We start from the raw sequence: 22,824 nt of genomic DNA, 5'->3' as shown, positions 1-22,824 counted from the left end.
CGGACGATTATGGAAACTGATGAATTTTTCACTATCAAAGAGAAAGATTTACTCTTCTCGCTCTACCGCAAACTGTTGCAACTTTCCGGAGAAACCCTCCAGAAGGGGGACTGCAAAAAGCTGAAAACACATCTTGTCAATACTATACAGAACAACCGTATCCAGCGTGATATATTCGGTTTGAATCCCGTCATCAAAGATATGCAGACGGCTGTCATTGTAGCGGAAGAAATCGGAATGAAGCGTGCTTCTATCCTGGGGCTCATGCTGCACGACTCCGTGCGCTGCGGCACTTGCACCGCTCTGGAAGTGGAGCAAATCTATGGCGAGGATGTGGCAGGCATCATCCGGGGATTGATACGTGTAAACGAACTTTATTCCAAAAGCCCTACCATCGAGTCCGAGAATTTCCGCAACTTGTTGCTGACTTTCGCCGAAGACATGCGTGTCATTCTCATCATGATTGCCGACCGCGTAAACATCATGCGGCAGATAAAGGATTGCAAGAACGATGAAGCCCGTCGGCAGGTAGCCAACGAAGCGGCTTATCTCTATGCGCCCCTTGCCCATAAGCTGGGTCTGTACAAATTGAAGTCGGAACTGGAAGACCTCTCATTGAAATATACAGAAAAGGAAGTTTACTACCATATCAAGGAAAAACTGAATGAGACCAAGGCATCGCGTGACAAGTACATTGCCGCCTTCATTGCACCGGTACAGAAGAAGCTCGAAGAAGCCGGACTGAAGTTCCATATCAAAGGACGCACCAAGTCCATCCACTCCATCTACCAGAAAATGAAGAAGCAGAAATGCCCCTTCGAAGGCGTGTATGACCTGTTCGCCATCCGCGTCATCCTGGACTCTTGCCTGGAAAAGGAGAAACTGGAATGTTGGCAGGCCTACTCCATCGTAACAGATATGTACCAGCCTAACCCGAAAAGGCTACGCGACTGGCTGTCCGTACCTAAAAGCAACGGATATGAATCACTGCACATCACCGTGATGGGCCCCGAAGGCAAATGGGTGGAAGTACAAATACGTACCGAACGCATGGATGATATTGCCGAACGAGGCCTGGCCGCCCATTGGCGATACAAAGGAGTGAAAGGTGAATCTGGTCTTGACGAATGGCTGACTTCCGTACGCGAAGCCTTAGAGAGCTCGGACAGCAACGGACTGGAAACGATGGACCAGTTCAAACTGGATTTGTACGAAGACGAGGTATTTGTATTTACCCCCAAAGGTGATTTGTTCAAACTTGCCAAAGGCTCCACCGTGCTCGATTTTGCGTTCCACATCCATAGCAAACTGGGCTGCAAATGTATCGGTGCAAAAGTGAACGGCAAGAATGTACAGCTGAAGCAAATGCTGCATAGCGGTGACCAGGTGGAGATAATGACATCGAATACGCAGACGCCCAAGCAGGACTGGCTGAACATCGTAACCACCTCCAAGGCACGCACCAAAATACGCCAGGCATTGAAGGAAATGGCTGCACGCCAGCACGCCTTCGCTAAGGAAACCCTGGAACGCAAGTTCAAGAACCGGAAGATAGAGTATGATGAAGGAACCATGATGCGCCTCATCAAGCGCCTCGGTTTCAAGATAGTGACCGACTTCTATCAAGCCATAGCCGATGAAGAACTGGATGTCAACGAGATTATAGACAAATACCAGGAACAGCAAAGACGGGAAAATGATACGCGCGACGATATTGTCTACCGCAGTGCTGAAGGCTATAACCTTCAACAAGGCATACCGGAAGAGATAGGTACCAAAGAAGATGTACTGGTCATTGATCAAAATCTGAAAGGATTGGATTTCAAGTTGGCACGCTGCTGCAATCCCATCTATGGAGATGATGTATTCGGCTTTGTCAGTGTGACGGGAGGTATCAAGATACACCGTTGCGATTGTCCCAATGCCAGTGATTTGCACTCACGTTTCGGCTACCGTATCGTGAAGGCACGCTGGGCCGGAAAGTCACAAGGTACACAGTACCCCATCACCCTGCGCGTAGTGGGACACGATGACATCGGCATCGTGACCAACATCACTTCCATCATTTCCAAAGAAACGGGTATTACTTTGAGAAGCATCGGCATTGACTCGCATGACGGGCTGTTCTCCGGAACACTGACCATCATGGTGAGCGATACGGGACATCTGGAAGCACTTGTCAAGAAACTGAGAACAGTAAAGGGAGTGAAACAGGTTTCAAGGAATTAAGCAACAACTATAATCCATGAAGTACGACTTTAAAAAGCAGTTGCGCAGTTTCGGATATGCTTGGAAAGGTATCCGGTGTTGCATAGGAAAAGAACAGAACCTGAGCTTCCATCTGATAGCTACGGCTGTGGTAGTCATTGCAGGATTCGTTTTAGGCATTACCCGCATGGAGTGGATGATAATCATTCTCTGCATCGGAGTGGTGATAGCAGCCGAACTGTTCAATACCGCCATTGAGAAGCTGGTCGACCTGGTGTCTCCCCAACAGCATCCCGTGGCAGGGCAAGTAAAAGACATAGCCGCCGGAGCAGTACTGGTATGTGCTGCAACGGCGGCCATTATAGGATTGATTGTATTTATCCCTTACCTCACCCGCTTCTTCTTATAATAAGGATAGGTCAGAAGTACAAAGAAAAATACGGCAAGCATAGCAGCAACAGACGCCACATGGTATATCTGCGCTTTGTCCATCAGGTGGCAAGCCACAGCCATGCCCACCAGCAGCCCTGCCTCCATAGACAAATGACAAGTGGTGTTTGCCGTTCCACGCTGGCAATGGTGCGACAGCTTGACGAACATCTTCATGAACGGGACTGTAATGAACACCAATACAGCCAATGCCGCCAATGACCAGTAATCGCCCACAAACATCAGTGGCAGCAACGCTCCCGGTACAAAAGCAATCAACAGCATATTGATGGCAGGTACCCATGCACGCGGCAATAAGAAGCGGTCCATATTGCACAACGACACGCCTATCGGAGCACGGAAAGCCACATATACCCTCGATGCGAAAAATATGCTGGCCAGTCCGGCCGCTACAGACAGATAGGTCACCATACGGAAACCATACATCCTATACATTCCAATACCCAACACAACACCCACCAGCATGCCCAAGCGTGCAGCCCATGCATATACCATGTTTCCTGCGCTGCGGCGCGCGGAAGTCGTTATGTCGATGGCCACCGTAATGCCCGCTGTGGTTGCCAGCCCGAAACATGCTCCCTGCACAGCGGCAAGCAGCAGAAATTTCGTATAACCATCCACAAAGGCATATCCCAGAACAGCCGCCAGCATAATGAGTGCGGAGTAAAGGAGCACGTGTTTCCTTTTATATTCATCGACCAGATAGGCATGGAAAGGACCGACAGCAAACATGGCCACCGCAAAGACCAGAAACATGCTGCCCGCCTGCCCGACGGAAACACCCAACTGCTCTCCCATCACAAAAGGAAGCAAAGGGAAAAGCATATAGACGGATATGAACAGCAACAGATTTGCCGTACACATCCGCCAAAAATTGAGTGTCATGAGTTTGTTAGTACTGTTCTTTCTCATTCGGGAAGTCTAAATTCTTCACATCGGATACATAACGGCTGATGGCATCCGTCATCACTGTATGCAGGTCGGCATAGCGACGCAGGAAACGGGGACGAAAACCGTTATTCATACCCAGCATATCCTGAACCACCAACACCTGGCCGTCTACATCGCCACCGGCACCTATGCCGATAACGGGTATAGTCAGCTCGCTTGCCACGCGGGCAGCCAATGTGGCAGGAATCTTCTCCAATACCAGTCCGAAGCATCCGGCTTCTTCCAGCAAATGCGCATCGCGTACCAGTTTCTCGGCTTCGGCATCATCCTTGGCACGGACCGTATATGTTCCATACTTATTGATGGATTGGGGCATCAGTCCGAGATGTCCCATGATGGGAATACCGGCGCTGAGGATACGCTTCACCGTACCGATGATTTCCTCGCCTCCCTCCAGTTTGAGGGCGTCGGCATGGCTTTCTTTCATAATACGGATAGCGGAAGCCAATCCCTCCAGTTCGTTGCCCTGATAAGAGCCGAAAGGCATGTCGACAATGACCATGGCACGCTTCACACCGCGAACCACGGATTTGCCATGATAAATCATCTGGTCGAGCGTGATGGGAAGCGTGGTGACATTGCCTGCCATTACATTGGAAGCGGAATCTCCCACCAGAATCACGTCTACCCCGGCACCGTCCACAATCTGCGCCATAGTATAGTCATAAGATGTCAACATTGATATCTTTTCGCCTCTTTGCTTCATTTCAACAAGGCGATGTGTAGTCACTTTACGAGTGTCGTCTGAAATATAACCCATGATAGTATTTACAATTTGGCAATTTACAATTACTCAATTTAATTTTCGGCGCAAAGGTAATCCTTTTTCTGATTACTTGTACAATTGAGTTAATTTATCGTAAGTGAATCCCTGAAAGTCATCCAATACATAATGACACAACGGAGCTATGTCTTCACGGGAATTGGTGGTTGCCAACCCTATAACGGTAGCTCCTGAAGCCATGCCGGCTTTCAGCCCGTTGAAAGAATCCTCGAATACATATGTGGTGTCGGGAGTTGTGCCGAAAACCTCCATACCCAACAGAAAACAATCCGGTGCAGGCTTGGAAGCCGTAAACATCTCGGCCGTAAGGATACGGTCGAAAAGAGTCTTTATTTCGGGATGAACCCGATAGACAGCTGCCATCTTCGCTTCGTTGGAGCTGGTCACTACGGCAGTCTTCACCCCATTCCGGTGTAGGTCGGCAATGAAGTCAAGCACTCCGGGAATAAAGTCGAATGACATTTCCTGTTCAAAGCGGTTCAGCCGTTCGGTAATTTCGGCCTGTTCCTTCGCCATGCCCGGAAAAAAGGTATCATAAATATAGACCAGCGTCTGGCCCTTCACCCTGCCTTCAATATCATCCATACCCAAATACTGCTTTCCCATTTCATGCCAGAAGTGACTGTACTGTGTTTCCGTGTCTACCACCACGCCGTCAAAATCAAAAAGTACGGCGGTTGCTTTTGTTGTGTCCATAAACTTTCTTTTACCTAAATCTGTTAATACCAAAACATTATAGCGTACAAAGGTGGGAATAATCTGCGAATCAAACAAATATTTTATACCTTTGTGCTCCTTAATTGACTCATATCAAATGAACAACGCGCATATATTAGGAACCGAACGTATTGGCAAACTGCTTGTGCAGTACTCCATTCCGGCCATTATAGGCATGACGATTACTTCGTTGTACAACATCATCGACAGCATTTTCATCGGTCATGGCGTAGGTCCTATGGGCATTGCCGGACTTGCCATAACTTTCCCTCTGATGAATCTGGTCGTGGCTTTCTGTACGATGGTATCGGCAGGTGGCTCCACCATTTCGTCCATCCGGTTGGGACAGAAAGACCTGGACGGAGCAACGGAAGTATTGGGAAACACACTGATGTTCTGCCTGGTCAACGCATTCATATTCGGCAGTGTTTCATTCATCTTTCTGGATGACATCCTGCGCTTCTTCGGTGCCAGCAATGATACGTTGCCATATGCCCGCGACTTTATGCAGGTGATATTACTGGGTACCCCCGTCACTTATACCATGATTGGCCTAAACAATATCATGCGTGCCACGGGATATCCCAAGAAAGCGATGCTCACGTCTATGGTAACGGTAGTCTGCAACATAATCCTCGCTCCCATTTTCATCTTCCAATTTGACTGGGGAATACGGGGAGCTGCAACGGCAACGGTCATCTCGCAGTTCATCGGCATGGTGTGGGTAGTGAGCCATTTCCTGCAAAAGACAAGTGTGGTACGTCTGCAACGGGGGTTCTGGAAGATGAAGAAACGTATCATCAGTAGTATATTATCCATCGGTATGTCACCGTTCCTGATGAACGTCACGGCATGTGTCATTGTGATTATCGTAAACAACAGCCTCCAACAGTACGGAGGCGATATGGCCATCGGGGCATATGGCATTATCAACCGACTGCTGGTACTCTATGTAATGATTGTATTGGGGCTGACGATGGGAATGCAACCGATTGTAGGCTATAACTTCGGTGCGCAAAAGCACGACCGTGTGAAGGCTACCCTGCGCCTGACCATCATTGCCGGAGTATGTATCACCAGTACCGGCTTCCTTATCTGCGAATTGTTCCCCCATGCCATATCTGCCATCTTTACCAGTGATGAAGAGTTGATAGATATTGCTTCCAGAGGCGTACGCATTGCCGTAGCCATATTCCCGCTGGTAGGCGCACAGATTGTCATTGGCAATTTCTTCCAAAGCATCGGGAAAGCGAAAATCAGCATCTTCTTATCGCTGACACGCCAATTACTGTATCTGTTGCCGGGACTACTGATATTCCCGCATTACTTTGGGCTGGACGGCATCTGGATATGTATGCCGGTATCGGACTTCTTTGCTTTTGTAACGGCAGCGGTGGCATTGTGGATATATGTAAAAAGATTACCCACAGGAATTACCGAAAAAGCGAGGTGAAAGTGATTTATTCTACTGCAAATATGCATTTTATGTTATAACAAACAAATTGTTCGAAAATATATCATTCATTCAGCCCAAACACATCATCTATTCGCCCCAAACAGATGGTCTGTCTACCCCAAACGCATGATGTATGTTGCGGCAACTTTATTCGCTCTTGATGCTCTTTACCGGATTTTCATTGGCAATGCACCATGCCTTCAATACCACGGTAGCAACGATAAACAACAGCAACAGACAACCTACAAGAATATATCCGCCTATAGGGAATGGCACAACATCAGAGAACTGGCTCGCCCAAAGCTTTCCGGCCCGGCATGCTCCCCCAATACCTATGGCGACAGACGGAATGGCCAGCCAAAGCACATCTCTTGACAATAACAGCAAAATACTTTCCGTCTCCGCTCCATTCACTTTACGAATGGCAATCTCTTTTGAACGCAGGCGGATTTCATCATTCACATAGCCTATCAGTCCCATCAGAATGATAAAGAGTATGGTCAATGAAACCAGCAGGGTGACATCACGAAATACCCGTACAGACTCGGCATAACTGCGCATTTCCTGCTCCACCGAACGGAATACGAGGCTTTTCTGAGGATAAATCCGATGCATCTCTTCATTGAGGCGGGCGAGATTTTCATCCAATGGCTCTTTGAGGCGAACATGCAGGGTGGCAGCTGTCTTCCCCGTCCATTCCACCATCACCGGCAAATTATCGTTGGGCATATCGGCAAAACTGAAACTGTCTAACAGCCCGACAACAGTGCCATAATCATTCACCCGCTTGCCTATGGGGCTGTCTGTCCAATTCATCTTCTCACAAAAGACACTGTTGACAAGCAACTGACCTTCTCCCGTCAAGTTATGCCCCTCTTTCAGTCTCAGACCAATGAAAGGAAGAAAATCACTGTCGAACCAAGTATTACGAGGATAGAAAAGCTCGTTACCCTGATTGTCAAGAATTGGCTGGTTAGAACCGAACCACAATATAGGGCGTTCTGCCGAAGCAACCCCTTCCACATAAGGCAAACTGCCGACAAGACTACGCAGGCTATTGCCATCCACTTCCCGCTGGGTGGTATATACCACACGTTCAAGACGCCAACCACGGTCACGCGTCGTTACATAACTGTACTGTGAAACGACCATCAGCATCATCCCCAGAATGAATGCCGCTCCGATGAACTGAACAAAAAGCAGTACCCGTTTCCAGCCACGACGCCCGGAAGTGTAGCGGCGGAACACTTGTGTCACCGGAATACGAGCGAAAAGCATGGCAGGCAGGCAACCACCTAAAATAAACAGTAACAGTATCACCGACAATGGTGCCCAAAGATTCTGCCAGTCAAAAAGAGCACTGAGAGGTACAGCTGCCAATTCTTCCATTTTTTCGTGGAAAATATACACCAGCAGTCCAATGAGCAGCAAGGCAAGCCCTACTACTATAGCAGTCTCTACCATGAACATGGAAAAGATGCTACTTCCCGAAGCACCGCTGCATTTGTGTACACCGATGGCCTTGGCACGCTGTGTCAGCGAAGCCACGGAAACGAGTACATAATTCAATGCGGTCGTAAAAAGCAGCACGATACCCAGGAAGAACATAATCCAAATCATCTTCCGTACTTGAGGAGTCTCGACATGCAGATTATGGATAGGGACAATACGTACGCTCAATTCTAAACCACTTTCCGGTGGAATATGACGGGCAATAGCTATGGACATACGCTCATTCAGCCAATCAGCATCCTGCGGGCTGCGCAGCCTGAGATAACCGTCGTAGTTTCCGCCGCTTTGCCAACCTAGGTTCCACTTCAGATGCCGCCCTATAGTAGGAAAGGAAATGATTGCCTCTGGACGCCTCTCCAAAGAAGTGTTCAACGGAATATCGGCAAAGATACCCTTCACGAGCAGTGTAGTCTGATATCCCCAAAAATCATAACGCAGTGTTTTCCCTATCGGATTTTCGTCACCGAAGGCCTCCTTTGCTGACTTGGCAGAAAGGAATACGACATCCGGACCCGCCAAATCCTGTGGATTGCCTTCTATCATCTCCAAACCGAGTACAGAAAAATAAAGTGTATCTGCCATCACCGTGGACATATCTAATTGGCGCTCACCCAACTGGAAACTATTATCAAAAAGAGAACAGCTCACTGTGCTACTTTCCACTTGTTCCGGAAACTCTTCGGCAATGGCAGCCGGAATCGGAATGATGGTAAAGCGACTTTCGTTACCTTCCAACACTCCATTTTTCAACCAACCCGTCTTCACAATATAAAGGTTATCCGAATCATGATAAAAGTTATCAAAACTCAACTCGAATGCAATCCGTGCAAATAGAAATACAGACATCAGCAGTCCCAATGCCAAAGATACAATCTTAATGGCATTGGAACCTTGCTTGTGCAACAAGCTTTGTAATGTATAATAAATGTGCCGCCTCATAATTTCCTGAAGTTATTCTTTATTCACTCTTGATACTGTCTACCGGATTCTCATTGGCAATCCGCCATGCCTTGAATACTACACAACCGATGATGAGCAATAGTACAATGCATGCAATAAGCAAGAATCCGCAGATACCAAAATCCACTCCCTCCACAAACTGCTCTATCCAGACACCGCCTATATACCAGGCTCCCAGCCCTCCAAGAAAAACGGCCGGCAAGGATATCCAGAATATATCCTTCGAGAAAAGCCGGAGAATGGATGACGCTTCCGCACCATTCACTTTACGGATGGCAATTTCCTTGCTGCGGCGTTGTATCTCGTCATTGATGTAGCCAATCAACCCCATTAACGTAACAAAAAGGATGGTTATGGCAGCCAGTAAAGCTGCATTACGGAAATCCGTGACGGTACTGTTCTGGTCGTCAATGACCTTTTGGAACGAGGAAAATACAATGTCACGGGTGGGAAACAGCTTTTCCATGTCTTCGTTCAAACGCTTGAGGTTATCGTCAAAAGGCTCTTTCAGACGTAATTGGATGTTTCCGGAAAATCGGTCAAGATAAGTTGCATACATAGGTTGCACCGCCACATAAGCGGCATTGGATGTAGCAAAGTCTTTCAGTACACCTACAATATTGCCCGCTATGCGATCGCCGTTGCGCACTTGCCTGCCTATCGGTTTATCTTCCCAATGCATCATTTTCAAAAATGTTTCATTGACCAATATCTGCCCAGGGGCATCCATATTCTTGCCTTCCGCAAATTCCAACTTCATAAACGGGGCATAGTCCTTGCCAAATTCCACCCAACGCATGCTCATCCACTGCCCGTTATCAGTCGTAACCCCTTCTCCGCTCAATCCGTCTGTAAGAAGATTACCGCTACAAGCTCCATCTTCCACATAAGGCAAAGAAAGCATCACACTACGATTTGCATCGCTTTCCGCATCCGAGTCAAAGGATACGCCCGAAGCATAAGCCACCCGGTGGTAATCGAATCCACGTTCTTTATTGGTGATGTAATGGCTCTGCATAAGCACCAGCCCCAACAAGCCGAAAATAAAAGAGGTACCGGCAAACTGCACAAACAAGAGCGGACGTTTCCAGCCTTTCTTGCCTTCGGTGTACCGGCGGAAAACCTGCGTCACCGGAATGCGGGCAAAAAGCTGCCCGGGCAACATGCCGCCTATCATAAACAAAATGACTATCACTGAAAGCGGTGCCCAAATGTTTTTCCCAAGAGAAAAGACCGGCAAGACTAACGTCGAGCATGTCCTCCAACGGCTCACGGAAATTAAATAGAAGCAGCGCTACGAGCAGCAAGGAAGAAAGCATGATGACTCCGGTCTCCCATAAGAACATACCGAAAATAGTTCCCGTATTTGCCCCACTACATTTATGTACGCCTATAGCTTTGGCACGACGGTTCATGGCTGAGATGGAAATAAGCACATAATTCATCGCCACAATAAAAAGTATGGCGGTTCCCAGCGTCAACAGAATCCATACCATACGCATGGTACTGATACCAAATTCCATACGGTAGTCCTTTATCGGAACCAGACTGATAAACACATCATCGCTCTTGCGCACCTGCTCGGCAAGTTTCTCTATTCGGGTGTTCACATCGTCCAATTGCACCCCCGGGCGCAGACGGACAAAGGACATATAGCTGTCTCCACCTCCCCACCCCCAGTATCCCCAATGATGCTTGAAGGAGGTAGCCAGAGACATCACGACACCACTTCCATAGAAACTGGAGTTTTCGGGAAAATCTTCAAAAATGCCCTTCACGGTCATTGGCATCTGTTTGTTATAGACCACCGTCTGCCCGATGGGATTCTTATCGGCAAACATGCTGCCGGCCAGCTCCCTGCTGATGAAGACCACCTCCGGATTATTCAGCTCGCGAGGGTCTCCACTGACAACATCAATGCCCATAGTGGCAAAGAAACAAGAATCGGCCGTCATGGCATTGGTCTGGAAACGGCGTTCATTGGCAAACCAAGCCGAATTGCTCCACCATTGCTGGGTGACGGTAACACTCTCCACCTCGTCAGGCAGGTTTTCGGCAATGGTACCAGCCACCGGTCCAAGAGTTATATGCGAAGGATGATACTCGTTGTTGTAATACCATACTGTTTTGACAAGACACAAACGTTCATGGTCCTTGTAGCAGGTATCATAATTGAGCTCGAATGCCTGACGGGAAAAAATGAGGATACTGACTGCCAACCCCAGTCCCAAGGAAATAATCTTGATGAGGTTGGAGCCTTTTCCTCGTATCAGTGTCTGAAGAGTGTAATATAGTTGTCTCATGGAAGTTGTTTTAAAAGTCTGTTACAAATCCTGCGCTGCCACACTTGCCACCACACTACCGTCGAAAAGATGTATCGTGCGGTGTGCAAACGAGGCGTCGTGCTGGCTGTGGGTCACCATAATAATCGTAGTACCCTCTTTATTCAGCTCTGTCAACAGATTCATCACCTCAGCTCCGTTCTTGGAGTCCAAGTTACCGGTAGGCTCATCGGCGAGTATCAGCTTGGGATTGGTTACGACCGCACGGGCTATCGCCACACGCTGCTGCTGACCGCCGGAAAGCTGTTGCGGGAAGTGTTTGGCACGGTGGCTGATGTTCATTCTTTTCAGTATATCCTCTACCATACGCTTACGTTCACCCGCCTTTACGCCAAGATACGTAAGGGGAAGTTCCACATTCTCGTAGACGTTCAGTTCGTCTATCAGGTTGAAGCTCTGGAACACGAATCCCAGTTTCCCCTTACGTACGCGTGTACGTTCCTTTTCTTTCAAGTCCGCCACTTCCTGGCCGAGTAGCTTGTAACTGCCCTCAGTAGGATTGTCCAGCAGTCCCAGAATATTCAGCAAGGTGGATTTGCCGCAACCGGACGGCCCCATAATGGCTACAAACTCTCCCTCCTTTACATCGAGGTTTACGTGATTCAATGCTACCGTCTCTACTTCCGAAGTACGGAATACTTTGCTGATGTTGTTAATCTCAATCATGATATTTAATGTTTTAATATTGTTTTATTCGCTCTTAATACTATTCACCGGATTCTCGTTCGCTATCCGCCAGGACTTCCAAAGTACGCAGGCTACGATAATCACCAAATTGGCCATCACTACCAGTACGTATACTGCCCAACTGATGTGAATACGCTCCGCAAACTGTTCCATCCACATTCCGTTGACATACCATGCTACCACCGTACCGATGACAACTGCCGGAGCCGCCACCACAAGTACATCTCTCGACAGCATTTCCAAGATGCCGGAAGCCTCTGCCCCGTTCACTTTACGGATGGCAATCTCCTTACTGCGGCGGCGTACCTCGTCGGTGGTATACCCAATCAGTCCCATCAGCATGATGAAGAACATGGTCACTGCCGCCATCAAAGTGGCATTACGGAATACACGGACAGAATTATAACTATTCTCTATTCTTTTCTCATAGCCGGTAAAGTCAATGGTCTGGTCATGGAAAGCCTCGGCTACATCGTGGTTCAACTTCTGCAGATTTTCGGTAAAGGGTTCTTTCAAACGAACATGTACCGTTCCATAAAAATTCTTGTTCCCACGGGCTATGAAAGGCATCTTCTCGGTTCTGAAACTCTCTATCTGGAAATCCTTCAACTGCCCTACGACCTTGAATGTATTCCCTTCGGTATATACCGTACGGCCTACGACGTCGTCTCCCCAACGCATCATCTCGGCAAAGGTCTCGTTCACCACGACTTCCTCTTTATCGCGCGCCATACGTCCCGTCTTCATAGTCATGCCCATCAAAGCAGGAAAATCCTCGCGCATGAAATAAGAAGAACGGCAAGAGAAAAGTGCCTGCCCGCTCTCACTATGAATCATCGAACCGCTATATCCGCTAATGGGTGTGCTGTTGGCGCTGGACACCGCTTCCACGTAGGGCAATCCCTTGAAGAACTGATAAGCCGCGTCACGCGTCGCTTCATTATCCCAGTAGGCATTACCTATGGCTATCTGCTTGGGATTATACCCCATATCCTTTTTCAGTACATACTGATATTGCGACATCACCACACACATCAATCCACTGATGAATGCCACGCCTGCAAACTGCACAAACAGCAACGGACGCTTCCAGCCCTTTTTCCCCTCGGTATAGCGGCGGAACACCTGCGATACGGGAATACGCGCAAAGAGCCGGCCCGGCAACACGCCTCCCACTATAAACAGCAGAAGCACTACCGACAACGGTACCCAGATACGCTCCGGAGCCAACAAGGTGGAGAGCTTTACAACGACCGTGTCTTCCACAAAATCGCGGAAGTTGAGCATTATCAACGCCATCAGCAGCAATGCTGCCGCAATGATGATACCTGTTTCCAGCAAAAACATGCTGAAAACCGTGCCACCGCTCGCACCGCTGCATTTATGTACGCCTACCGACTTGGCGCGGTAGCTCAAAGAGGAAATGGAAATCAGCACATAGTTCAACGCCGCAATGAAAAGAATGGCAAAACCAAGAATGCTCATAATGACACGCATCCGCTGCACATCATCATAATTGCGGTATGTATCACGGATGGGCTGCACAAAAGCCGTGTAACCGTACTCTTTCTTATCTTCTGCCGGGCGATATTTGTCTATCATGGCATCAATACGCGCATTGACAACAGATTTGTCGGCACCGGGACGAAAACGGATAAACTCTACCCAACTGTCTCCCCCGCTCCACGAGTAGTTATTCCAGTTGCGGCTCCACAAGGTAGGCATCGAGATAACCGCTTCCGGATTGATTGTGGCGTTCTCAGGCAAATTGGCATAGATTCCCTTCACCGTCAGGTCAAACTGATGGTCATAATTAAGCGTTTTCCCTATGGGATTCTCCTCACCGAACACTTTCCTTGCAAAGCGTTCACTCAAGAAAATAATATCCTTCTGCACCAAGTCCTTTTCGGGATTCCCGTTCAGGACGTCGATGCCCATAGTACGAAAGAACAGCGAATCGGCTGCAATCTTCCTGTCATCAAGACGCACGCTTCCATTGTAAAGAGGAGCAGATACCATAGACGTGCTCAAACTTACTGCCGACTCCACCTCTTTGGGGAAATTCTCCAAAATAGCTCCTGCCACGGGACCGCAATTCCACTCCTGAGGCTCAAACTTCTCTCCTTTCACCGAGAATATCGACCATACCTGATACAAGTTATCATAATCCTTGAAGCAAGTGTCAAAACTCTGTTCATATGCCACGCGGGAGAAAAGCAGAATACTCATCGTCAATCCCAATCCCAAAGAAATGACCTTGATGATATTCGAACCACGTCCCCGCAGCAAAGTCTGAATTACATAATAGATTTGTTTCATTCCGTTTATCGTTTATTAGATATATTTTCTTGCTTTCTATATTGCAGAAAGCGTGCCAAAGAATGCACAAACCTGATTATCAGCATACATCTCATAATTAAAGAAGAAAAAAGTGTCTAATTTTTAGACACTCCCGTCTAAAAATTAGACAGAGGCCGAATCTCTGTTCAGCCTCATAGAACAAAAAAAAGGGAAATTAGAAAAGAATCCATAAGAATGAAAACTTTACCTTTGCCCACAGTTTTCTAAAGATAGAGTATAAACGTAAAATGAAGCACCTGCACATGAAATTCCCCAAACTCTTATATCCTTCATTCCTATGCCTGCTTATAGCCGGCTGCGACATGATAGATTATCACCCTTACGATGTACACATCAGCGGTGAAACCGATGTCAATGCCCACAACATTGCCCAAATAGAGCAGAACTGCCAGAACAAGACAACAATCCGGTTCGTAACAATGGGTGATTCCCAGCGCTGGTATGACGAGACCGACGACTTTGTAAGCCACCTCAACAAGCGGGACGACATAGATTTCGTCATTCATGGCGGAGACGTCAGTGACTTCGGTGTAACAGACGAGTTCCTTTGGCAACGGGACATTATGAACAAACTCAAGATACCCTATGTGGTACTTCTCGGCAATCACGACTGCCTGGGCACGGGCGAAGAGACTTATCGTGCAATATTCGGAGACCCCAATTTCTCCTTCATTGCAGGACGGGTAAAGTTTGTCTGCCTGAATACCAACGCCATCGAATTCGACTACTCCCGCCCCATTCCCGACTTCGAGTTTCTTGCCGCACAGATACGCGACCATGAAGAGGAATTCGATAAAACCGTTGTGTCCATGCATATACGCCCGTTCTGCAACGAGTTCAACAATAATGTGGCACACGTATTCCAGCGTTACATCAAGGAATTTCCCGGACTGCAGTTCTGTACATCCGCACACGAACACCATCGCTTCGAGAAAGACCTCTTTGAAGATGGGATAATGTATTACATGAGCGACTGCATGAAGAACCGCAATTACTATATATTCACCATAACCCCCGACGGATATGAACGCGAAGTGGCATATTATTAATCACCTGGCATGCGCCGTCGTCTTCTTGTCGGTATGCTCTTTTTCTGCTTTTTCACAAGAGAGAGATACCATCTTCATCATAGAACACGATACCGTATGGATGGACCTGCAACCGGATGCCGTCATTGAAAGCCAGACCAGAGAGAACCGTTATGACCGCCGCGTACACCGCTACCGCAGGCATTGGGAGGCCTTGATTCCGACGCACACCAAAATTCAGTTTGCCGGCAATATGGGGTTGCTGTCATTCGGTACCGGATGGGATTACGGCAGAAGAAACCAATGGGAAACAGACGTATTCTTCGGAGTATTGCCCAAATATGACTCCAAACGTACCAAGCTGACATTCACCGTCAAGCAGAACTACCTTCCCTGGAGCCTGCAAATCAAGCAGAGCCGTTTTTCTGTAGAACCGCTGGCTTGCGGCATGTATCTGAACACGGTATTCGGCGATGAATTCTGGGTCAATGAACCGGAACGCTACCCTAAAGGATATTATGGTTTCTCCTCTAAGGTACGCATCCATGCATTCTTAGGACAGCGCATCACTTACGACATCGACCCGCAACGACGGTTCACGGCCAAAGAAATCACTTTCTTCTATGAAATAAGTACATGTGACCTATATGTAGTCAGCGCCTTCACCAACAAGTATCTGAAACCCAAGGATTATCTGAGCTTGTCATTTGGCATCAAACTGCAACTGCTATAAATTTTTTCAGTACCGCCATGAGCTCTTACTGAAGTTGCTACAAACTAATTTCTGTTTTACTTAAATCTATTCGTCCCACAATCGTTATATTATCGTCCGACAGCTGTTGAATTATCGTCCAACAGTTATCGGACGATAATTCAACAGCTGTCGGACGATTAATTCTTAGCAAGCAAAAATATAAAATAAAGCGGCATAAGGATTTGCTAAATGAGAAGGAGAATCTTAATACTTTGAAAACTGAGAGATTTACCGAATATAATGCAGATAAATCATTAACTTTGCCTGCAGAAAACAGAAATAGTTTATGGCAAAAAAAAATGGAAACATCCTGATTGTCGATGATAACCGAGGCGTACTTACCGCCTTGCAGCTTTTGTTGAAGCCATATTTTGAAGGGATAATCACACTTCCCTCTCCCGTAACCCTGCCCAGCGTATTGCGGGAAAGGTCATGGCAAGTGGTTCTTCTTGACATGAACTTCACCTCGGGCATCAACACCGGCAACGAGGGACTATACTGGCTCCATAAAATAAAGAAGCAATGTCCCACCCTGCCCGTAGTGCTGTTTACCGCCTATGCCGACATTGACCTTGCCGTACGGGGAATCAAGGAAGGAGCCACAGACTTCGTCGTGAAACCCTGGAACAACCAGAAACTGGTGGAAACCTTACTGAATGCCGTATCAGCTTCTGAAACAAAATCTCCGGCCAACGGCCCAAATGCCGGACGTACGGCAGAAAGCAGCCACCTGTTTGCAGATACCCGCAACATGTATTGGGGAAACAGCCCCGCCATGCAGCAGCTCCGCCTTTTGGTGGAAAAAGTGGCCTCTACCGATGCCAATATCCTTATTACGGGCGAGAACGGTACCGGTAAAGAGATGCTGGCACGCGAAATTCACTCCCTTTCACCGCGCAACCGGCAGGAGATGGTAAGTGTGGATATGGGTGCAGTCACCGAAAGCCTTTTCGAGAGCGAACTGTTCGGCCACATGAAAGGCTCTTTCACCGATGCCCATGCCGACCGTGCCGGCAAGTTCGAAGCAGCCAGCCGCAGCACCCTCTTTCTCGATGAAATAGGCAATCTCCCCTACCATCTGCAAGCCAAACTGCTGACCGCCATCCAACGACGCAGCATTGTCCGTGTAGGCAGCAACACTCCCATTCCCGTAGACATACGGCTGATTTGCGCTACAAACCGCAATCTGCCCGAGATGGTGGCAAAAGGCGAATTCCGCGAGGACTTGCTGTACCGCATCAACACGATACATCTCGAGATACCTTCGTTGCGCGAGCGGCCCGAAGACATCATCCCCCTTGCAGAGCTTTTCATCGCCCGCTTCTGCAAGCAATATGACAAGCCCCCTGTCAAGCTGACGGACGGCGCCTGCGAGAAACTTACGCTCCACCCCTGGTACGGCAATATCCGCGAACTGGAACATGCCATCGAAAAAGCCATTATCATCTGTGACAACGAAACCCTTCCCGCAGAACTGTTCCAGCTGGCACGGCGAACCGGCACTCCCGAAGCAGCCGCATCCACGCTCGAAGAAATGGAAATGCAGATGATACGGAAGACGCTCGACAAATGTAGCGGAAATCTCTCTGCCGTCGCCGCACAGCTGGGTATCACCCGCCAGACGTTGTACAACAAAATGAAGAAGTATGGCCTTTAATTATTCATTCCGTGTTGCCGTCAGTCTGGCAGTAGCGCTCCTTGCAGGGGTGATGTGGACTGTGGACGTATTTTGGGGCGCGCTCTGTACCGCGCTGCTTCCCATAGCCTTGTACTGGCAGCAGAAGCTATACCGCCATCATGTGCGGAAAGTGCTTTTCATGCTCGACGCCATCGAAAACAACGACAATGCCATCCACTTCTCCGAAACGGAAAACACTGCCGACGCACGACTCGTGAACCGTGCATTGAACCGGGTTGCCCATATACTTTATAATGTGAAAAGTGAAACAGCCCAGCAAGAAAAATACTACGAACTCATCCTGGACTGCGTGAATACCGGTATCCTTGTCCTGAACGACAATGGTGCCGTATATCAGAAAAACAGCGAAGCCCTCCGTTTGCTGGGCCTCAATGTCTTTACCCACGTCAGCCAGCTGAACCGCGTGGATCCGCGTCTTTCGTCCCTTCTTGCCAATTGCCGCCCGGGAGACAAATTGCAAATGCCTTTCAACAACGAGCGAGGCACTGTCAACATGTCTGTCCGCGTCAGCGACATCACAGTCCGTAAAGAACATCTGCGCATCCTCGCCTTGAACGACATCAACAACGAGCTGGATGAAAAGGAAATAGATTCCTGGATCAGGCTTACCCGCGTACTGACGCACGAAATAATGAACGCCGTCACTCCCATAACCTCCCTGAGCGATACACTGCTGGGACTGACCGAGGCACAAGCCTCCAAAGAAGAAATCAGAAACGGCCTGCAGACTATCAGCAGTACAGGCAAGGGCCTGCTCTCTTTTGTGGAATCATACCGGAAATTCACCCGTATTCCCACCCCCGAACCATCCTTGTTCTACGTAAAAAGCTTTATCGAGCGGATGGTCGAACTCGCCCGTCACCAGCACCCCGATGTCCGGGTCACCTTTCATACGGACATCGCGCCAAGCGACCTTATTCTATATGCCGATGAGAACCTGGTATCACAAGTGGTCATCAACCTACTGAAAAATGCCATACAAGCCATCGAATCGGATAAAAATACAGATAAAGAAGGACATATCAACATACGTGCCTACTGCAACGAAGCGGAAGCCATACTGATAGAAATTTCCAACAACGGACCTGCCATTCCCAATGACATTGCCGAACACATATTTATCCCCTTCTTTACGACCAAAGAGGGTGGAAGCGGTATTGGATTGAGTATTTCCCGGCAAATAATGAGGCTTTCCGGCGGAAATTTATCCTTATTGCCTGGTAAAGAAACCACCTTTATTTTAAAATTCAATTGAACTATTTTAGATTTGTATTTGTTAAACACATTGCATATCTTTGTACTATTAGACATAAGAAACATCACATTTCAAACTATATAGCATAGAATTTATGATATTTACAGCAGGAAACATACTACTTATAGGTTCCATATTACTTTTCGTCAGCATCATTGTCGGCAAGACCGGCTACCGTTTCGGAGTGCCTGCGTTATTGCTTTTCCTTGTCGTCGGTATGCTGTTCGGCAGTGACGGATTGGGATTGCAGTTCCACAACGCCAAGGAAGCACAGTTCATCGGCATGGTTGCACTCAGCATCATTCTGTTCTCCGGTGGCATGGACACCAAGTTTACGGAGATAAAGCCCATATTGACTCCCGGCATTGTTTTGTCAACTGCAGGAGTGCTGCTCACGGCCCTCTTTACCGGATTATTTATCTGGTGGCTGTCCGGCATGAGCTGGACCAACATCCACCTGCCGTTGATAACCTCCCTTTTGCTTGCATCCACCATGTCATCTACCGACTCAGCCTCTGTATTCGCCATTCTGCGTTCACAAAAAATGAACCTGAAGCATAATCTGCGCCCCATGCTGGAACTGGAAAGCGGTAGTAACGACCCGATGGCATATATGCTGACAATCGTGCTGATTCAATTCATCCAGTCCTCCGGAATGGGAGTTCCCCAGATATTGGGCTCTTTTGCCATACAGTTCATTGTCGGTGCCGCAACCGGTTATTTCCTCGGAAAGCTGGCCATCCTTATGCTGAACCGGCTGAATATAGACAACCAGGCACTCTATCCTATCCTGTTGCTGTCCTTTGTATTCTTCACCTTCTCCATCACCGACCTGCTGAAAGGCAACGGTTACCTGGCCGTGTATATCGCCGGAATGATGGTAGGCAATAACAAAATCATGCACCGGAAAGAGATTTATACTTTTATGGACGGACTGACCTGGCTTTTCCAAATCATCATGTTCCTCTGCCTCGGTCTGCTTGTCAACCCCCATGAGATGCTGGAAGTTGCAGTCGTGGCATTGCTCATCGGCGTCTTCATGATTGTCGTGGGACGTCCTCTCAGTGTTTTTCTCTGCCTGCTGCCTTTTGGCAAGAGAATCACCCTCAAGTCACGGCTATTCGTATCGTGGGTAGGATTACGTGGCGCAGTACCCATTATCTTTGCCACCTATCCCGTGGTGGCTAATGTGCCCGGCGCCCATGTCATCTTCAACATCGTATTTTTCATAACCATCGTCTCACTGGTCATCCAGGGTACCACAGTCTCCTGGGTAGCCCGGCTGCTTGGCCTCTCCACCCCGCTGGAAAAGACCGGAAATGATTTCGGAGTTGAACTGCCCGAAGAGATTGACTCCAACTTGCACGACATGACCATTACACAAGAAATGCTGGAGCAGGCAGACACCCTGAAAGACATGAACCTGCCCAAAGGCACACTGGTGATGATTGTAAAACGTGGCGATGAGTACCTCATTCCGAACGGAACATTAAAACTTCATGCCGGTGACAAGCTGCTTCTTATTTCGGAAAATAGCAAGGAATAAGAATTACAGATAAGTTTCTATCCGTTCCAGGGTAAGAAAAAAGTGGAAACTATTTGCTTTGCATCACTATAAGACCTATCTTTGCGCAGTTTTAACTAAAGTGTGCAACAGCTGAATGGAACAAGAACAAGGGTTCATCGATTATATAGAACAAAGCATTATTAAAAACTGGGATCGCAACGCCCTGACAGACTACAAAGGAATTACACTGCAATACAAAGATGTAGCACGGAAAATAGCCAAATTCCATATCGTATTGGAAAGCGCCGGCATCAGGCCCGGTGACAAGATTGCCGTTTGCGGACGTAACAGTGCACATTGGGCAGTCGCTTTTCTGGCGACGGTTACCTATGGAGCTGTCATTGTTCCCATTCTGCATGAGTTCAAGGCCGACAATATCCACAACATCGTCAACCATTCCGAAGCCAAGCTGCTGTTTGTCGGCGACCGGGCATGGGAAAACCTCAATGAAGAGGCAATGCCCCTGCTGATGGGTATCGTACTGCTGACGGACTTCACTCCGGTAGTTTGCCGCAACGAGCAGCTGATGGAGGCTTTCGAACATCGCAACGTCCTCTATGGCACACGTTTCCCCAAGAATTTCCGCCCCGAGCATATCAGCTACCGCAAGGAGGAATCACCCGAAGAACTGGCTGTCATCAACTATACTTCGGGCACCACGGGATATTCCAAAGGGGTCATGCTCCCCTATCGCAGCCTTTGGTCCAATGTTGCATATTGCCATGAGATGCTCCCCGTACGTCCGGGCGACCATATTGTATCCATGCTGCCTCTGGGACATGTATTTGGTATGGTGTACGATTTTCTATACGGTTTTTCCGCAGGCGCCCATCTGTATTTCCTTACCCGTATGCCGTCTCCCAAGATTATTGCACAGTCATTCTCCGAAATCAGGCCACGGGTCATTTCGTGTGTACCGCTTATCGTAGAAAAGATTATCAAGAAGGATATCCTGCCCCGGATAGACAATAAAATAGGCAAGCTGCTATTGCGGATGCCCATTGTCAACGATAAAATCAAGGCTGACATGCGCAAAAAGGCAATGGAAGTATTCGGCAGTAATTTCGATGAAATAATCATCGGAGGAGCACCGTTCAATGCCGAAGTGGAACGCTTCCTGAAGCAGATAGGCTTCCCCTATACCATTGCATACGGAATGACGGAATGCGGCCCCATCATTTGTTCCAGCCGCTGGGAAACATTGAAACTGGCCTCTTGTGGCAAGGCAACCACCCGCATGGAAGTAAAGATAGACTCTCCCGACCCTCAGAACGTGGCAGGAGAAATAATCTGTAAAGGTGCCAATCTGATGCTGGGCTATTACAAAAATGCCGAAGCGACTTCCCAAATCATCGATGTAAACGGCTGGCTGCACACCGGCGACCTTGCAACGATGGATACCGAAGGATATGTCACTGTCCGCGGACGCAGTAAGAACATGTTGCTCACAGCCAGTGGCCAGAACATCTACCCCGAGGAGATTGAAAGCAAACTGAACAACATGCCCTATGTGTCCGAATCACTTATCGTATTGCAGAACGATAAGCTCGTGGCTCTTATCTATCCGGATTTTGACGATGCATTCGCCCATGGTATGGAACAATCGGACATCGAAAAGGTTATGGAGGACAATCGGAATGAATTGAATCTGCAATTACCGGCCTACTGCCAGATAACAAAAGTCAAGATACACTTCGAGGAGTTCGAGAAAACGGCAAAGAAGAGCATTAAAAGATTTATGTATCAAGAAGTAAAAGGGTAAGGGGAATGTGTCAAAACCTTCTTTAACGCTTTATTTTAGGCGCGGATGACGCAGATTTCACGGATTTAGTTTATTGAATCCGCATTATTCCGCGTAATCCGCGCCTAATATTATAACATTATAAAAGTCTTCATGTGCTTTTGACACATTCGCATCCTTTTTGTTAACAAAAATAGAAGCAAAGGAATAAACGGCTAATAAGTGTTATAAAACATACTTTTTTAGTTGGATAATTTGCAGATTTATCAAAAGTACGTATCTTTGCAATGTGTTTTTCATAGTATTAGATTTAAGGTTAACAAAGGTTGGAGTACAGCGGTACTCCTTTTTT

General features: G+C 47.9%; 17 protein-coding genes. 9 read left to right on the top strand and 8 right to left on the bottom strand.

All coding sequences use genetic code 11. The features are described 5' to 3' along the window. Nucleotides 1–9 precede the first annotated feature (9 nt). On the top strand, nucleotides 10–2,229 hold the full coding sequence (locus tag ACESTD_RS13650) for a bifunctional (p)ppGpp synthetase/guanosine-3',5'-bis(diphosphate) 3'-pyrophosphohydrolase (RefSeq protein WP_005827714.1): 2,220 nt from the start codon (nucleotides 10–12) through the stop codon (nucleotides 2,227–2,229). Between the two features lie 16 nt (nucleotides 2,230–2,245). Continuing rightward, nucleotides 2,246–2,617: a diacylglycerol kinase family protein gene (locus ACESTD_RS13645; protein ID WP_005827712.1), complete on the top strand. Its 372-nt coding sequence runs from the start codon at nucleotides 2,246–2,248 to the stop codon at nucleotides 2,615–2,617. Here the strand turns inward: ACESTD_RS13645 and ACESTD_RS13640 are convergent. From ACESTD_RS13640 to ACESTD_RS13630, 3 genes are all read right to left on the bottom strand, one after another. Beyond that, entirely contained in the window at nucleotides 2,593–3,570 is a 978-nt protein-coding gene (locus tag ACESTD_RS13640) for an MFS transporter (RefSeq protein ID WP_151875166.1), read from the bottom strand. The genes ACESTD_RS13645 and ACESTD_RS13640 overlap by 25 nt on opposite strands. After that, nucleotides 3,551–4,372: a 3-methyl-2-oxobutanoate hydroxymethyltransferase gene (panB, locus tag ACESTD_RS13635; RefSeq protein WP_288856787.1), complete on the bottom strand. Its 822-nt coding sequence runs from the start codon at nucleotides 4,370–4,372 to the stop codon at nucleotides 3,551–3,553. The genes ACESTD_RS13640 and panB overlap by 20 nt, the downstream gene beginning before the upstream one ends. Nucleotides 4,373–4,441: 69 nt before the next feature. Next, nucleotides 4,442–5,089 carry an HAD family phosphatase gene (locus tag ACESTD_RS13630; protein ID WP_005837215.1) on the bottom strand — a complete coding sequence of 216 codons (648 nt, stop codon included), beginning with the start codon at nucleotides 5,087–5,089 and terminating at the stop codon, nucleotides 4,442–4,444. Nucleotides 5,090–5,207: 118 nt separating this feature from the next. On the opposite strand from ACESTD_RS13630, the gene ACESTD_RS13625 reads away from it, so the two are divergent. Further along, on the top strand, nucleotides 5,208–6,563 hold the full coding sequence (locus ACESTD_RS13625; RefSeq protein ID WP_005827703.1) for an MATE family efflux transporter: 1,356 nt from the start codon (nucleotides 5,208–5,210) through the stop codon (nucleotides 6,561–6,563). Nucleotides 6,564–6,713: 150 nt separating this feature from the next. On the opposite strand, the gene ACESTD_RS13620 is transcribed toward ACESTD_RS13625, so the two are convergent. From ACESTD_RS13620 to ACESTD_RS13600, 5 genes are read right to left on the bottom strand one after another with little or no spacing between them, the layout of a single operon-like run. Next, nucleotides 6,714–9,017, bottom strand: coding sequence for an ABC transporter permease (locus ACESTD_RS13620; RefSeq protein WP_117688998.1), 2,304 nt, complete (start codon nucleotides 9,015–9,017; stop codon nucleotides 6,714–6,716). A gap of 19 nt (nucleotides 9,018–9,036) precedes the next feature. After that, on the bottom strand, nucleotides 9,037–10,056 hold the full coding sequence (locus ACESTD_RS13615) for an ABC transporter permease (protein WP_373158774.1): 1,020 nt from the start codon (nucleotides 10,054–10,056) through the stop codon (nucleotides 9,037–9,039). Beyond that, nucleotides 10,031–11,341: an ABC transporter permease gene (locus tag ACESTD_RS13610; RefSeq protein WP_373158773.1), complete on the bottom strand. Its 1,311-nt coding sequence runs from the start codon at nucleotides 11,339–11,341 to the stop codon at nucleotides 10,031–10,033. Before ACESTD_RS13610 ends, ACESTD_RS13615 begins: the two co-directional genes overlap by 26 nt. Nucleotides 11,342–11,362: 21 nt before the next feature. Beyond that, the gene (locus ACESTD_RS13605; protein ID WP_005827694.1) at nucleotides 11,363–12,046 is read right to left on the bottom strand and encodes an ABC transporter ATP-binding protein; all 684 of its coding nucleotides are present in this window, start codon (nucleotides 12,044–12,046) and stop codon (nucleotides 11,363–11,365) included. Nucleotides 12,047–12,070: 24 nt separating this feature from the next. Next, nucleotides 12,071–14,386 (bottom strand): ABC transporter permease, encoded by a 2,316-nt coding sequence (locus ACESTD_RS13600; RefSeq protein WP_373158772.1) that lies wholly within the window; start codon nucleotides 14,384–14,386, stop codon nucleotides 12,071–12,073. Between the two features lie 284 nt (nucleotides 14,387–14,670). Between ACESTD_RS13600 and ACESTD_RS13595 the strand changes: the two genes are divergently transcribed. From ACESTD_RS13595 to ACESTD_RS13570, 6 genes are all read left to right on the top strand, one after another. Further along, nucleotides 14,671–15,477 carry a metallophosphoesterase gene (locus tag ACESTD_RS13595; protein WP_008664467.1) on the top strand — a complete coding sequence of 269 codons (807 nt, stop codon included), beginning with the start codon at nucleotides 14,671–14,673 and terminating at the stop codon, nucleotides 15,475–15,477. Further along, nucleotides 15,452–16,189: a hypothetical protein gene (locus ACESTD_RS13590; protein ID WP_005827685.1), complete on the top strand. Its 738-nt coding sequence runs from the start codon at nucleotides 15,452–15,454 to the stop codon at nucleotides 16,187–16,189. The genes ACESTD_RS13595 and ACESTD_RS13590 overlap by 26 nt, the downstream gene beginning before the upstream one ends. Before the next feature lie 307 nt (nucleotides 16,190–16,496). Next, on the top strand, nucleotides 16,497–17,867 hold the full coding sequence (locus ACESTD_RS13585; RefSeq protein WP_022402378.1) for a sigma-54 dependent transcriptional regulator: 1,371 nt from the start codon (nucleotides 16,497–16,499) through the stop codon (nucleotides 17,865–17,867). Further along, nucleotides 17,857–19,164: a PAS domain-containing sensor histidine kinase gene (locus ACESTD_RS13580; RefSeq protein WP_035448591.1), complete on the top strand. Its 1,308-nt coding sequence runs from the start codon at nucleotides 17,857–17,859 to the stop codon at nucleotides 19,162–19,164. The genes ACESTD_RS13585 and ACESTD_RS13580 overlap by 11 nt, the downstream gene beginning before the upstream one ends. A gap of 94 nt (nucleotides 19,165–19,258) precedes the next feature. Beyond that, the gene (locus ACESTD_RS13575; protein WP_005827676.1) at nucleotides 19,259–20,710 is read left to right on the top strand and encodes a potassium/proton antiporter; all 1,452 of its coding nucleotides are present in this window, start codon (nucleotides 19,259–19,261) and stop codon (nucleotides 20,708–20,710) included. 115 nt (nucleotides 20,711–20,825) lie between these two features. Beyond that, nucleotides 20,826–22,493, top strand: a complete 1,668-nt coding sequence (locus ACESTD_RS13570) for a long-chain fatty acid--CoA ligase (protein ID WP_035448595.1) — start codon at nucleotides 20,826–20,828, stop codon at nucleotides 22,491–22,493. Nucleotides 22,494–22,824 lie beyond the last annotated feature (331 nt).

This window comes from Bacteroides sp. AR20 (genome assembly GCF_964250605.1).
In the GTDB taxonomy this organism is placed as follows: Bacteria; Bacteroidota; Bacteroidia; order Bacteroidales; family Bacteroidaceae; genus Bacteroides; species Bacteroides uniformis.
The sequence above is the reverse complement of the archived record's forward strand: the minus strand, read 5'-3'. Positions and strand labels throughout refer to the sequence as shown.

Bases quoted from the DNA above. Each gene is read 5' to 3' on its own strand.
- ACESTD_RS13590 (WP_005827685.1), top strand. From the start codon at position 15,452: ATGAACGCGAAGTGGCATATTATTAATCACCTGGCATGCGCCGTCGTC.
- ACESTD_RS13650 (WP_005827714.1), top strand. From the start codon at position 10: ATGGAAACTGATGAATTTTTCACTATCAAAGAGAAAGATTTACTCTTC.
- ACESTD_RS13595 (WP_008664467.1), top strand. From the start codon at position 14,671: ATGAAATTCCCCAAACTCTTATATCCTTCATTCCTATGCCTGCTTATA.
- ACESTD_RS13580 (WP_035448591.1), top strand. From the start codon at position 17,857: ATGGCCTTTAATTATTCATTCCGTGTTGCCGTCAGTCTGGCAGTAGCG.
- ACESTD_RS13640 (WP_151875166.1), bottom strand. From the start codon at position 3,570: ATGAGAAAGAACAGTACTAACAAACTCATGACACTCAATTTTTGGCGG.
- ACESTD_RS13575 (WP_005827676.1), top strand. From the start codon at position 19,259: ATGATATTTACAGCAGGAAACATACTACTTATAGGTTCCATATTACTT.
- ACESTD_RS13585 (WP_022402378.1), top strand. From the start codon at position 16,497: ATGGCAAAAAAAAATGGAAACATCCTGATTGTCGATGATAACCGAGGC.
- ACESTD_RS13620 (WP_117688998.1), bottom strand. From the start codon at position 9,017: ATGAGGCGGCACATTTATTATACATTACAAAGCTTGTTGCACAAGCAA.
- ACESTD_RS13570 (WP_035448595.1), top strand. From the start codon at position 20,826: ATGGAACAAGAACAAGGGTTCATCGATTATATAGAACAAAGCATTATT.
- ACESTD_RS13610 (WP_373158773.1), bottom strand. From the start codon at position 11,341: ATGAGACAACTATATTACACTCTTCAGACACTGATACGAGGAAAAGGC.
- ACESTD_RS13630 (WP_005837215.1), bottom strand. From the start codon at position 5,089: ATGGACACAACAAAAGCAACCGCCGTACTTTTTGATTTTGACGGCGTG.
- ACESTD_RS13605 (WP_005827694.1), bottom strand. From the start codon at position 12,046: ATGATTGAGATTAACAACATCAGCAAAGTATTCCGTACTTCGGAAGTA.
- ACESTD_RS13625 (WP_005827703.1), top strand. From the start codon at position 5,208: ATGAACAACGCGCATATATTAGGAACCGAACGTATTGGCAAACTGCTT.
- ACESTD_RS13600 (WP_373158772.1), bottom strand. From the start codon at position 14,386: ATGAAACAAATCTATTATGTAATTCAGACTTTGCTGCGGGGACGTGGT.
- ACESTD_RS13645 (WP_005827712.1), top strand. From the start codon at position 2,246: ATGAAGTACGACTTTAAAAAGCAGTTGCGCAGTTTCGGATATGCTTGG.
- ACESTD_RS13615 (WP_373158774.1), bottom strand. From the start codon at position 10,056: ATGCAGAGCCATTACATCACCAATAAAGAACGTGGATTCGATTACCAC.